General features: G+C 60.1%; 12 protein-coding genes and 1 pseudogene. 12 read left to right on the top strand and 1 reads right to left on the bottom strand.

Translation table 11 applies throughout. The annotated features are described in order from the left end of the window. Window positions 1-245 precede the first annotated feature (245 nt). The 9 genes and pseudogenes from ACSQ3F_RS23180 to ACSQ3F_RS23140 all read left to right on the top strand — a co-directional run bounded on the left by ACSQ3F_RS23180 (window position 246) and on the right by ACSQ3F_RS23140 (window position 9997). Window positions 246-905 carry a calcium-binding protein gene (locus ACSQ3F_RS23180; RefSeq protein WP_436102572.1) on the top strand — a complete coding sequence of 220 codons (660 nt, stop codon included), beginning with the start codon at window positions 246-248 and terminating at the stop codon, window positions 903-905. A gap of 65 nt (window positions 906-970) precedes the next feature. Then, a complete protein-coding gene (locus ACSQ3F_RS23175; protein WP_436102571.1) occupies window positions 971-3220 on the top strand; it encodes a glycosyltransferase family 2 protein in 2250 nt (749 codons plus the stop codon). Further along, window positions 3217-4056, top strand: a complete 840-nt coding sequence (locus ACSQ3F_RS23170; protein ID WP_436102570.1) for a class I SAM-dependent methyltransferase — start codon at window positions 3217-3219, stop codon at window positions 4054-4056. Before ACSQ3F_RS23175 ends, ACSQ3F_RS23170 begins: the two co-directional genes overlap by 4 nt. After that, entirely contained in the window at window positions 4053-5303 is a 1251-nt protein-coding gene (locus ACSQ3F_RS23165) for a glycosyltransferase family 4 protein (RefSeq protein ID WP_436102569.1), read from the top strand. Before ACSQ3F_RS23170 ends, ACSQ3F_RS23165 begins: the two co-directional genes overlap by 4 nt. 8 nt (window positions 5304-5311) lie before the next feature. Continuing rightward, window positions 5312-6049 carry a hypothetical protein gene (locus tag ACSQ3F_RS23160; protein ID WP_436102568.1) on the top strand — a complete coding sequence of 246 codons (738 nt, stop codon included), beginning with the start codon at window positions 5312-5314 and terminating at the stop codon, window positions 6047-6049. 86 nt (window positions 6050-6135) lie between these two features. Then, window positions 6136-8304 carry a glycosyltransferase family 2 protein gene (locus ACSQ3F_RS23155; RefSeq protein ID WP_436102837.1) on the top strand — a complete coding sequence of 723 codons (2169 nt, stop codon included), beginning with the start codon at window positions 6136-6138 and terminating at the stop codon, window positions 8302-8304. Then, window positions 8301-9620: a glycosyltransferase family 4 protein gene (locus ACSQ3F_RS23150; protein ID WP_436102567.1), complete on the top strand. Its 1320-nt coding sequence runs from the start codon at window positions 8301-8303 to the stop codon at window positions 9618-9620. Before ACSQ3F_RS23155 ends, ACSQ3F_RS23150 begins: the two co-directional genes overlap by 4 nt. Before the next feature lie 111 nt (window positions 9621-9731). Then, window positions 9732-9824, top strand: a pseudogene (locus tag ACSQ3F_RS23145) (UTP--glucose-1-phosphate uridylyltransferase); the annotation flags it as partial. Then, on the top strand, window positions 9824-9997 hold the full coding sequence (locus tag ACSQ3F_RS23140; protein ID WP_436102566.1) for a hypothetical protein: 174 nt from the start codon (window positions 9824-9826) through the stop codon (window positions 9995-9997). The pseudogene ACSQ3F_RS23145 and the gene ACSQ3F_RS23140, both read left to right, overlap by 1 nt. Window positions 9998-10202: 205 nt before the next feature. On the opposite strand, the gene ACSQ3F_RS23135 is transcribed toward ACSQ3F_RS23140, so the two are convergent. Then, complete coding sequence (locus ACSQ3F_RS23135) at window positions 10203-11159, bottom strand: hypothetical protein (RefSeq protein ID WP_436102565.1); 957 nt, start codon at window positions 11157-11159, stop codon at window positions 10203-10205. 230 nt (window positions 11160-11389) lie between these two features. On the opposite strand from ACSQ3F_RS23135, the gene ACSQ3F_RS23130 reads away from it, so the two are divergent. The 3 genes from ACSQ3F_RS23130 to ACSQ3F_RS23120 all read left to right on the top strand — a co-directional run bounded on the left by ACSQ3F_RS23130 (window position 11390) and on the right by ACSQ3F_RS23120 (window position 12624). Next, window positions 11390-11560 carry a helix-turn-helix domain-containing protein gene (locus tag ACSQ3F_RS23130; RefSeq protein WP_436102564.1) on the top strand — a complete coding sequence of 57 codons (171 nt, stop codon included), beginning with the start codon at window positions 11390-11392 and terminating at the stop codon, window positions 11558-11560. Between the two features lie 372 nt (window positions 11561-11932). Next, window positions 11933-12229 (top strand): type II toxin-antitoxin system HigB family toxin, encoded by a 297-nt coding sequence (locus ACSQ3F_RS23125; RefSeq protein WP_436102563.1) that lies wholly within the window; start codon window positions 11933-11935, stop codon window positions 12227-12229. Then, window positions 12229-12624: a helix-turn-helix domain-containing protein gene (locus ACSQ3F_RS23120; RefSeq protein ID WP_436088262.1), complete on the top strand. Its 396-nt coding sequence runs from the start codon at window positions 12229-12231 to the stop codon at window positions 12622-12624. Before ACSQ3F_RS23125 ends, ACSQ3F_RS23120 begins: the two co-directional genes overlap by 1 nt. Window positions 12625-12684: the final 60 nt, after the last annotated feature.

Here is a 12684-nt window from a genome sequence, read left to right as displayed (position 1 = left end):
GTGTAAATTGCTTCAATTATTGAAGTTATTTACGAGTAAAATAACTTAATTTTACTTCATAAAAGCTGCCATTGCCGAAATAATGTACCATTAAGACTCAAATTAAGAAATTTATTTCTCATTATTAGACGATTTATCTCTTTTAGATACTTGCGCCGTTCTTTTTTGCAATGCACAATCCGGGCGCGCAATCGTCGCATCCAGCGCCGAAGACGCGTGCATATAAACCTGAAGAGGAGAGGCAGATGGCTACATTGGAAGGCGGCGCATACGACGACGCCCTGTTCGGCTCCCGCTTCAGCGATTTCATTCGCGCCCATGGGGGCGATGATTTCGTGAGCGGCGGCAACGGGCACGACGTCGTGTTCGGTGGTGACGGGGACGACCTGCTGTTCGGCGAAAAGGGAAACGACACCCTGTTCGGCGGCGAGGGCAGCGACTTACTGAATGGTGAAAACGGCGACGATACCCTCGTCGGCGGCTGGGGTGATGACCTTCTCTACGGCGACAAGGGCAGCGACATCCTGTTCGGCGGACACGGAAGCGACCTTTTGTCCGGCGGCAAGGGCAACGACATACTGTATGGCGGCGAGGGCCACGACGTCATTGACGGCGGGGCTGGAAACGACATCTTGGCTGGCGGTGCCGGCCACGACATCTTCGTCTTCGACGGCGGCGGCGGGAATGACGTCATTCTCGACTTTATCGCGGGCGAGGATCTGTTGCAGATCTCGAAGGGCATCAATGGCCTCGACGTGACTTCGCCCGAAGACCTGGCCTCGCGCGTCACGCAGGTCGGCGGCAATGTCGTCGTGGATCTCGGTCATGGCGATACGCTCACATTGGTAAATGTCGATGCCGACGACATCCAGGCCAATCCCGATAACTACTTCACCGTTCACTGAGCCTGAGCTCGGCGCGCCCTGCCTCCTCCCGTGGGGCGCGCTATTCCGATTCAGAGGGACAGCGTGTGACATTCGACGAATCGATAGACGCCACTGGCGTTTTCAGGAACGCAAAGATCTTTCGGCTCGGCACCGAGCTCGCCGTCCTCATCTGGGACCTTCCCCCAGCCCTTCCCGCCAATACGAGGTGTCTGTTGTCCATGGAGCAGTCGCCGGTACCGCTCGTCAGCATGATGCTGCCGCTTGGCAACGGGGGACAACGCATGTTCTGGGCGATGAGACCAGAAAAGCGACCCGTGAATGTGGATATTTGCACGGAGCACGGCAGCACCATCGAAACCGTCATGATGCAGCCGGCACGCGCGCTTGCACCCCTCGATGTCGAGGCTCTTTTCGCGGATCTCGCGCCGGATGCCCGCATCAAGTTCGTCAACAACCTGCTGACTGTGTGGCGAAGCGCCTTCCGCATCGCTAGCGACCATCTTTTCAACATGGTGGTAGAAGACGCCCTTCACACGCTCGTGCCCGAACCGCAGACCGCCAGTGTCGTCTGCCAGATTGCGCAGGGGCGCCATCTGATCGAGACTGTGATCAATCCGAATCTGGGCGAAATCACAGCGATCTATGCGATCGGTGCCACTTCGATCACACGCATGGCCGACCGGCTCGCCCTCGGGCGCAATGCGAAAAACGGCCTACAATCGTGCCATTTCATCGCAGACGCGCCCTCCCCTCCGTTTCTCATTGTTCTCCTGAGCAAGAATGGCCTCGCCATTCGCCAACTGCCTGACGCCAAGTCGCGCCATGCCAGCCTTCAGGGTTGGTGGAGCAAAAACCGCGAGGCGGTGGAACTGCGCGAAATGATCATCCGTCAACTCGCCCTGTTGCCGGAGGGCGGCGCCGCCACGGCGATCGATCTTCAAACGCGCGCCCCGCTGGCGGCGAGCCGGATTGCCAAGTCGTCGATGCACCCGTCCGGTGAAGTCGATCTCGCTCTGGCGCTCGATGGCGGCCTTCTGGCCGGCGGCTGGTTTCATGGACCATCATCGGCCTTCGCTGGCATCGACTATGTCAAGGAAGACGGCACCGCCGTGCCGCTCGACGGAAACAACTACAAATTCCCGGCATGGGCGCAAGGGAAGGACGAAAAGAGCAAGACCGATGTGACGGGTTTCGTTGCCTGGATTCCACTCGCGGAATCCCCCGGACCACTGCTGCAACCGCGATTTCAGATGCGTCTCGCTTCAGGAGCGGTCAGGCCGCTGATACCGAAGCCACAGCCTTTCGAGCCAGCAATCCAGCGAAACCACGTCCTGCGCGCCGTGCCGCCGCAGCATGCAGTCGACGATGCTTTCCGCACGATTCTCGCTCCCGCCCTGCAGGACATTGAACGACGGTTGGGCAAGACCATCGAGGTCGACTACACAAAGGACTACAGCCTGCCCGAAAACGCGCCGCTCGTTTCCATTGTCGTGCCCCTCTACAAGGTTCTCGATTTCCTGCGTTTTCAATTATCGGGGATGGCCACGGACCCTTGGCTCGCAGCCAACGCGGAGGTCATCTACGTCCTCGATTCACCGGAAATCCAGGATGAGACGGAGCATCTGCTGGGCGGACTGCATCTTCTGCACGGGCTGCCGATGAAACTGGTGGTTATGAACCGCAACGGCGGTTACGCGCGTGCCTGCAATGCCGGCGCGCGTTTCGCACGCGGCTCCATCCTGGTGATGCTCAATTCGGATGTCGTGCCTTGCAAGCCCGGCTGGCTCCAGGTGTTGTCGCGTCAGTTGTTGGAAACGCAAAAACTGGGGGCCATCGGCCCGAAACTGATCTTCGAAGACGGATCGCTGCAGCATGCCGGGCTTTATTTCGGCCGCGACCAGCGCGGGATCTGGCTGAACCACCATTTCCACAAGGGCATGCCTGGCGACTACCGGCCGGCGCAGCAGACCCGCGACGTACCCGGCGTCACCGGCGCCTGCCTCGTGGCCCGCAGGGAGACTTACGAGCGCGTTGGCGGTTACACCGACGACTACGTGATCGGCGATTACGAAGACAGCGACCTCTGCCTCAAGATCCGCCGCCTCGGGTTGCAGATAGCCTATGAGCCGGCGGCGTGCCTCTATCATTTCGAACGCCGCTCGATCCGCCGTAGCCAGGACTACATGCGCGGCGTTGCCAGCCAGTACAATTCATGGCTGCACACGCAGCGCTGGGAGGACGACATCAGCGAGCTGATGGCGAACCAACGCGATAAAGACCCACATCGCCCCGCCGCCATGGGTGAGAGAATCCGGGAACGGAGCGCAGCATGACGAAAGTGGCACTCCTGCAGCCGCCCGCGCCGGCCCGGCTGATCGATGAAGACCGTATTCGCTGGCTCATCGAATCCGTTCGGGCAAATCGTTTCCTGCCGCAACCGGATACCACCAACGTCTTCGTGGGAGATGGTGATTTTCGCGCGATCGGAGCCGAGTTCCTCGGTTACTTCATTCGCATCGGCGGCCTGCGCGAAGACAGCCGTGTGCTCGATATTGGCTGTGGTATCGGCCGGATGGCTGTGCCGCTCACCCAGTATCTCGATCCGCAAACGAGTCGCTACGATGGCATCGATCCCGTCGAAGACGGTATTGGCTGGTGCCAGCGTACGATCACGCATGCCTACCCCAATTTCTCATTCCAGCGACTGGACATCGCACACGAGCTCTATAATCCGGGCGGCAAGATCAGCGGTAAGGCCTTGGCGCTGCCCTTTCCGGACCATCATTTCGACTTCGTGATCATGACGTCCGTGGTCACGCATCTGCCGCCCGCGGAAGTCCTCGTCTACCTCTCCGAAGTCCGCAGGGTTCTGTCACCCGGCGGACGCCTGTTCATGACAGCGTTCGTGGTCGACCAGATCGCGGCGGCAAACGAACACGGGCGGCGCGATCCGCGTCTTGCTTTCCAACGCTATCGCGAAAGCCCATGCTGGTTCGTCCCCAACCAGCCGCGCCTTGCCGCAATCGGCTTCGAGGACGGTTTTCTGGACAAGGCGCTCGAACGCGCCGGCCTCTCCGTCGCCCTAAAATCGCTGGGCCATTGGCGCGGCACCAAAGCGAGCCACCATCAGGACTTCATCGTGTCGAAGCGGCGGGGAAGCGGCCGATGAGCAAGCGCATTCTGGTGGCCGCCCACAACCATCCGTCTCTTCATCCGGGCGGGACGGAGATCTTCGCGCACGACCTGTTTCGCGCTTACCAGCGCGAGGGGCACGAAGCCCTGTTTCTCGGTGCCACGAACCAGATCCATCGCGAAGCGAGGCCCGGCACGAGTTTTCAGAGCATCGGCCAGGCGGGAGACGAAATCCTGTTGTGGTCCGGACATTTCGACCGCTTCTTCTTGAGCCAGATCGACCTCTACGGTATCGTGCCGGATATAACGGAGCTGCTGCGTGATTTCCGGCCGGACGTGGTTCACCTCCACCACCTGCTGCTGCTTGGCGCCGAGTTTCCTCACATTGTCCGCCGCACCCTGCCCCACTGCCAGATCGTGATGACGCTGCATGACTACTACCCCATTTGCCATCATGACGGCCTGATGGTGCGCACCGGCAGCAAGGAGCTGTGTCACCAGTCCAGCCCGGACCGCTGCCACGGCTGTTTCAAGGACATTCCGCTCGACCGCTTTACCTTGCGCGAAAGCCACCTGAAGGCCCTGCTGAGCACGGTCGACCACTTCGTCTCGCCCAGCGCCTTTTTAAGGGAGCGCTTCGTGCGATGGGGACTGGATGCGGATAAGATCAGCGTCATTCCCAACGGTATCCCCAGCCGAGATGCCGGCGTTCGAAGAGAGTTGCTCGAGGGCGGAAGGCCGATCTTCGGATATTTCGGAAATCTAAACCCCTGGAAGGGGGTAACCGTTTTGCTCGACGCCGCGCGCCAGCTTCTGGCCGATGGCCTCGATTTCGAGCTTCGCGTCCATGGCGGCGCGCCCTTCCAGAGCGAGGCCTTTGTCGACGAGATCGATCGGCGCTTTGCCGAAACATCGGCATCGGTGCAGTCCCGAGGCCCCTATCGCCGCGAAGATATCGGCGATCTGGTGGCCGCAGTCGATTGCACCATCGTTCCCTCGGTCTGGTGGGAGAATGCACCGTTGGTCATTCAGGAAGCCCAGGCTCAGGGGCGCCCGGTCATCGCCAGCAACATTGGCGGAATGGCTGAAATGGTCGAGCACGGCGTCAACGGCCTGACCGTTCCGCCCAACGATGCCCGAGCGCTCGCTGCGGCGATGCGCAGCATATTGGAAGAGCCGAGCCTGTTGCGCCGGTTCGCCGCAAACGCGCGCAAGCCCGACGACATCGATACAACCGCCCGCCGCTACCTCAAGCGGATCGAGACGACGCAGGTTCAGGCATAGGAGAACTCATGGCCAATCCCGCTGAACGACCGGATGCCGCATCCGAACAGGACAATGCCAAGCCGATGAACGGCCGGGTGGATGCCATCGACATGGGCAGGATCTTCGGCTGGGCATTCGACCCGATGGCGCCGGATCAACGGCTGATCATCCGTGTCCTGCTCGATGGCAAGGTGATTGCAGAGGCCGTTGCCGATCGCAATCGCCCCGACCTGCGGCGCAACGGCATTGGCGACGGCAAACACGCATTTGAAATCGCACTGCCCGAACCCGTCCAGTCGCGGGCGAGCGATCTCGTCGTCGTGGCGCGAAATGGAAGTGGCTCCGAGCAAGCCTTGCGCGTTCCCCAGCCAGATGAGCAAGCGGCCGAAGCCCTTATCGCCGCGCCGCTGACGAAAGTGCTCGACAAGCTCGACGTATTGATGGCAGCGCAGCGGCAGTTGCAGGTCTCACAGCGCTCAGTGCAGCGCACACCACAAGTCGATGCCGACAAGTCCGAGACAGGGACCGTCGGCCTGACCGATGTCAGCGACGCCGTCGAAAGCCTCAGGGTGGATATCAGCCAACGGCTGAATGATCTCGATGTCCATCTGATGCGGCTGGATGGGGTGGTGGCAGGAATGGAGAAGCGCCTGAATACGTTGCAGAAACGTGCGAACGGCGAGTTGAAGCCCCTGCTGCTGCTTTTGTTCGTTCTTGTGGGATTTGCCGCGGGCGCTGGCCTTGCGCTGATTGCCAGGATCTGATGCAGGGAGGTTACGGCGTGCTGGTTACAGAACAGTCCCCCGCGGTTACTAGCCCCGCAGCAGGCAAGCATGGGGCGAGCAGGGCGATGCGCTCTGGAAGGGTTCTCGGCTGCCGCGTAGACGAGACAACTTTGCTGATCATCGGCCTCGGCCGTGTCATGGCCGGCGAAGTGGTGGTCGGCGTCGACGGGGATCAAGCGGGCACGCGAAGCGCGTTTGTCTCGGAATGGCGATTGGCCGCGCCCTCACCACGGGCTAAACACGGCTTCGCGGCGCTCCTACCGACAGGGGCCACGGACCGGGGCATGACCACGATACGGTTCGGTGAGGATGAGACGGGCGCAGGCTACATCCTTGCGCCCCGACTTGCCTCCGCGGAGGAAGCAGCCGCGCTCGTGGCCGAGTCCGCGGGATCTCAGTCGGCCGCGGTCATTGACCGGCTCGTGGACGTTCTGATGGTCGGCAACGTTAACCGCCGCAGACTTCTGACCATCACGGCACTTTTGCAGGCAGCCCACGCAAGTGATGGTTTCGTCGAGTTGATTGGTGAAAGCCATGACGGCGCGACGTTCCTGCAGGGCTGGAGCCGCAGCATGGCGCCCGGGCCTTGCCGGGTGTCCGTGGTAGGCAACGCGACACCGGTGGTCGAGGAGTGCGGCATCGCCGTTTTTCCCCGCCCGGACGCTCCCGATAGCGCCTCGGGTTTTGTTGGTCTGCTTGAGGCCAACCAGGCTGCCCGCGCTCTCGACATTGAAGGTCTGGTCTATCGAGGGCGCGCCGGTTGGAGGTACGCCGCGGTCCACCCCCGAAAGCGCATCGCCGGCCCGCTGGAGACGCCCGAACACATCCGGTCGATCCTGCTGCACACACGTAGCGCGCCAGACGTGCTCCTGTCCCTGCGAGCGGCCGCTAACAGCTTTGACGGCAAAGAAACCGTCTCCAGCCTGCCGTATCCCGTCCGGATGGGAACAGACAACACCTTTGAGACCGATGGAGGAAATCTCCTCGTCTCCGGCTGGCTTTATGACCCCGACGACCACGTCGCAGCGGTAAGACTGCGTCGACGCGATGCCGCGGCTCGCGTCGACGAACGCTGGACGCGCCTCGATCGCCCCGATGTCACGGACAGTTTCAACGACCAGCAGCACTTCGCGCCGAGCCTTCGGAGCGAACAGCATGCGCACGGCTTCATCTCCCACGCCCAATTGCCGAGTGAAGATTCTGGTGCGCCTCTCTTCTTCGAACTGACGCTGCGCGATTCGCGCCGTGCGTTTCTGCCGGTGAAACCAACGCGGGTTTCGGCGCGCTTGGCGGCATTGCGCCAGATCGGCTCCATCGATCCCGCGAACTGTGCGTTGCCCGCGATCATCGATACACAAATTGTCCCATTCCTCAGCGAAACCGGAAGGTCGGCGCCGGTCATTGACGCAATCCTGGATGCTGGATCCTTCGATCAGGAAAGCAGCCCGCCGATCGTCATCGGCGCAGGGGAGACAGAGGAGCACATTTCCCCGCTGCTGGCCTTGCTTGCGCTCGATCCGGAGACCCGGCGCGCGCCGATCGTGATCGCCATGCCTGCCGAGCGCTATCGCAGGCAGGCCGCCTGCCTCAGTGAACTCGCGCGGTTCTATCGCCTTTCGGTTAGGCTGGTATCGGCGAAGGGAACAGCCGACTTCTACGACTTGCTTGAAGCCGGCACGCAAGCACTCTCCTGTGAAACTATCGTGCCGCTTTCCGCCTCACTGATCCCGTACGGGACAGGCTGGTACGGCAAGCTCGTGGCCACAACCGCAACCCTGAAAGGAAGCATCATCTCGCCCGTCCAAGCTTACGAGGACCATTCCGTTCGCTGGGCGGGAAGCTGGATCGATGACGACAACTGCGACCAACCAGTCGTGGGCCGCTATACTGGATATCCGCTCAAAGCAGTTACCGGGATGACGCTGACCCGTATCGCGGCAGCCTCGCTCGAGTGCTGCGTCATGCCCCGCGACGCCCTGTTGCGCGCGGGCGGCTTTTCCGGCGGCTATCTGGGCGCGCAGGAAAAAGGCCTGGATCTCGGCCTCCGCCTCAGCCGGTCCGGCATCGACTCCTATTTGCTGCCTTCGGTGCAGATGTGGGGCTGCGACGACGCACGCGACGGGGACGGTCCGGCGATGGCGGCTCTGGTGAAGGAGATCGATCGAAAGATCTTCAAGAGCCAATGGGCGCCTGTCCTCGCCGTTGAAAAGCACCCAAAAAAGAGGCCCGCATGAACGAGCAGCTTCGCGTCCTTGTCGTCTCGCATGCGCACCCGACAGTCTCGCTCGGCGGAGCGGAAATCGCATCTCACAACCTGCATCACGGCCTGAAGGCATTGCCGAACGTGGAATCGGTTTACCTGGCCCGGGTCGGCCATCCAGTACCGCGGCACGCCGCGTCCGCGCTGATGAGCCTTCGCCTTGCCGAAGATGAGCTACTGTTCCACACGGACGACTACGACCACTTCTTTTTGTCCAACGGCGATACGCAGGCGATCAGCCGGGACCTGTTGCGTTTTGCGTGCGATCTCAGGCCCCATGTCGTGCATTTCCATCATGTTCTCGGCATCGGTCTCGAAGCGCTCTACGCCCTTAGAGAAGCATTTCCGCACGCGGCCATACTCGTCACGTTCCACGAATATCTGTCGATCTGCCACAATCACGGGCAGATGGTGAAACGGCCTTCCGGCCAGCTCTGCGAAGCAGCCTCCCCCGTCGCCTGCCACGGCTGCTTTCCCGACATACCCGTCTCGCGCTTCTTGAAGCGGGAGTTGTTTGCGCGCGGGATGCTTGGCCTTGCCGACGCCTTCGTCTCCCCCAGCCGGTTTCTGGCGGAGCGCTATGTCAAATGGGGCATCGAAGAGGACAAGCTCCGCGTCATCGAAAACGGGATCACCGTGGAAGCAGCTGTGCCCCCACGAGAGTTGCAAGGTCCCAACCCGCGCCGCAACCGCTTTGCCTATTTCGGCCAGATGACTCCGTTCAAGGGGGTCGATGTCCTGATCGACGCTGTTTCGCGCATCCCGAAGGAGATATGGGGTGAAGACTCCTGCTTGATGATCTTCGGCGGCAACCTCGAGCGACAACCGATCGAATTCCAGGAACGGATGAAGAAGCTCATCGCCGACGCCGGCCACCGCGTCCGTTTCTACGGCGCTTACCAGAATGCGGACATGCCACGCCTGATGCGTTCGGTCGACTGGGTGGTTCTGCCATCCGTCTGGTGGGAAAACTCGCCCATTGTGATCCAGGAGGCCCTGCTCCATGGCAGGCCGATGATCTGCTCCGACATCGGCGGGATGGCCGAGAAGGTGCGTGACGGAAAGGACGGCTTGCACTTCCGCGCAGGCAGCAGCCAGGATCTCGCGGACCGTATCGTCGAAGTATTGGGTGATACCCAAACCTGGGATCGGCTGCGCGTCTCCATGCGACAACCTGCCGACCACCTCGGCTGCGCGCGCGAACACCTCAAACTCTATCGCGCGCTGCTGCGGCGGAAACTCGATGCCGCCATGGCCGAGAGCCCTGTGCTTCACTCGCACTCGCTTTAACGACGCTCGTCTTGAGGAACGCTGAAACGGCTTCGACCAAGAGACGATCGATGCAACCAAACCCTTGAGAAAGACCATTCGCAAGGTCGTATGAACTGGAGGCTACCTACAATGCACAAGAAAGTCCCCAAGGCCATCATCCCCGCCGCCGGTTTTGGAACAAGGATGCTGCCGGCAACCAAGAGCGTTCCCAAGGAATTGCTGTGGGCAAGCAGATGATCAGGCCGTTCGAGTTCTGCGGTCGCACCTTCGATTGCGGCTCGCCTGCTGGCTTCGTGAGTGCCAACTTGCACATGGCAATTGCCCGTGCCGACCTCGGCGCCTGCGTCAACATGGAGATAGAAACCCTCGTCGCGGCACGGCGCGCGGTCGCCTGAGCAATGTATCTGAAGCAGATCGCTTGAGAAGGATCACGGGATCTGCTTCGGGTCTTTGCATTTGTTTTGCTTGTCTTTTCCTCATAACCAATGCCCGGTTTCGGGAGAACCGCATTTGTCAGGAGCCCAGCCCGCGGGTGGACCTGAGATGGGCCTTCCCTCTTCAGGAAGGTTATCTTGTCGAGTAGGCTCGGCAACATTCAGATCACGAAAACGCGGCACAATCCGCCTGGCGACCGCGCGCGATACGGCCGTCCAGTTCCGCTATGCGGCGGGCGAAGCCAGTATTTTCCGGCTGAATCGTCATGGCGTCCGCAAGCATGGTCCGCGCCGTCTCGAGCTCACCGTCGCGAATGTGGCGGTTGGCCCGATGGTAGAGGAAGTTTGCTCTCTCGACCGTAGAGAAAGCCGAGCCGAAGCGCGCATCAAATCGATCGGCCCAGGCAGGATGGCGGGCGATCGCCGTCACAGCAATCTGATAGGGTCGCATCGGCGCTGTCACTCGCGCTGCGCGGGTCAAAGCGCGTAGACCCGGAAGATCGTCTCCGCGGCAGGCTTCGATCAACGACAACGTGCGCGCCGTCCCAGTGAACGCCCGAACCGTGCCATGGCCGGTCATGTGGACCGGCACGAGATGCGTCCTCTCCTGCAGCGTCGCGATTCGCACCGCGTGCCGGTGGTCGACGGCGTGGAACGGATCGAAGAAGAGATAGGCGCGGCCAGCTGCGTGATCAGGCGCGACTCCCATATTGGCGTGGACGCCGGGTGAGAAATAGCGTGCGAACCTTCCATCGAAAGGAACGGCCTTTGGATCTATCGAGACTTGCGGGCAAAAGGCGATGGCAACGGCAGCGTTGAAGCGCCTGCGGTAGCGCAACGCCGCGTAGCCGCCCTGCGAGTGCCCGTAGAGGATCCGCTCCGGTGCTGTGCGAAGAATGGGCGCGGCCGCCTCGACAGCCTTGACGACGCTCGCGGCCGGAAACCAGTTTGGCCGTCGGCTGATGAAGCCAAGCGCCGAAATGTTAGCTTTCTCGCAGAACCGCTGCCCCCAGAAGCGGCTGCCGTTCGCCTTCATTTCCATCTCATTAAAGGTGATGAGAAGATAAGGAGATGATCCTGCGCGATGCATCACCTCCAAGTTCTCATCTGAAAATACGCGCATGCGGCCCACCCACCAAGCAATCATCGATCTAATATACTTCAATATTTGAAATATACTTTCCAAAACGGAATAGACAGAATATGTAGTTCAAAATCAACCCGTAGTCCACACTCTCGCTTTCCGGATATATTGCTTAATCGCTCCGCCCTGGAAGCAACGACGATCCCCGAGGAGCGTTTCAAGCTCCTGAAGCCTCACAGGATGAGATCCGCCGCGATCTTGCGGTCGAAATGCTGCGCCATGGCAAAAGCAGCGTCGGAGAGATCGCCGCGCAACTCGGCTTCTCCGAACCCAGCGCCTTTCATCGCGCCTTCCGCAAATGGACATCCAAAAAGCCCCGCCGCTTTCCGGCGCGAGACGGGTTTGGTTGCCGCTCTACCCGAAAGTTCGGAAATAGATAGCAAAAGTCACAAGATTCCGTCGTTACCTAAAATCAAGCAGCCGGGCGATCTTGCGAAAAGTGGCTCAGGCATCATCAAGGAAGAACTTGAAGATATGCTCACCAACGCTCACACTGCGAGTTAATGCAAACGTTGGTAAACATTATTCCGGGAAAACCCGAAGCTACATTGCCGATACCTGTTCGCCGCGCATCGCGGAATCTGGGTGCTGATATTCGCAACGCGCGCCGACGACGGGGTACAACGGTCATGATGATGTACTACCTCAGCGCATTCGCAGTCGCGCATGCACGTGACCTCGTCACCGGATAATCTCCGAAGTTAATTCAACCGACTGTTGATTTGTTCCCAATATGGGAATATAAATAACTCATGCAAATTATCGCGAAGTCCACATTGAAGCAGTTCTGGGAGGTTCATGACCAAGCAGAAACACCTTTGAAAACGTGGCATGCGATTGTCAGCAAAGCGGACTGGACAGGTCCGGCAGACGTAAAGGCGATGTTCGGCGCCAATGTCGATTTTGTGAGCGATAATCGCCTCATCTTCGACATTTCGGGCAATAAATATCGCCTGGTCGTGCACGTCGCCTATCCATTCAGACGAGTGCTCATAAAGTTCATTGGCACTCACAAGGAATACGACGCCATCAACCCGGAGACAGTGTAATGGAAAACATTCGAGCCATCAGAACAGATGATGATCTTGCATGGGCTATTGCAGAGGTCGCGCGGTATTTTGACAGCCAGCCAGCACTTGGCACGGCGGAAGCCGATCGCTTCGATATCCTTTCGACCCTCATCGAGGCTTACGAAGACAAGCACTATGCAATCGAGGCACCGGAGCCCGTTGAACTGATCAAAGCCCACATGGAGATGTCCGGTCGCACCCAGGTTGATCTCTCCGCCCTTTTCGATTCCCGCTCGCGCGCCTCAGAGGTCTTGAACAAGAGGCGTGCGCTCACTGTCGATATGATCCGCAAGCTGCACAAGGAGTGGGGCATCCCTGCAGACTGCCTTGTAGAACCATACCATTTGGTAGAGCCGGAACGGGTCCACGCTTAAACAGAGAGATCCGAAGCAGGCTCTCGGATTTCTCTTCTCGGCTCTTTGTCAAACGATCAG

It is taken from the genome of Pararhizobium sp. LjRoot238, assembly GCF_964252955.1.
Classification (GTDB): Bacteria; Pseudomonadota; Alphaproteobacteria; order Rhizobiales; family Rhizobiaceae; genus Pararhizobium.
This window is presented reverse-complemented; position numbering and strand designations above follow the sequence as displayed.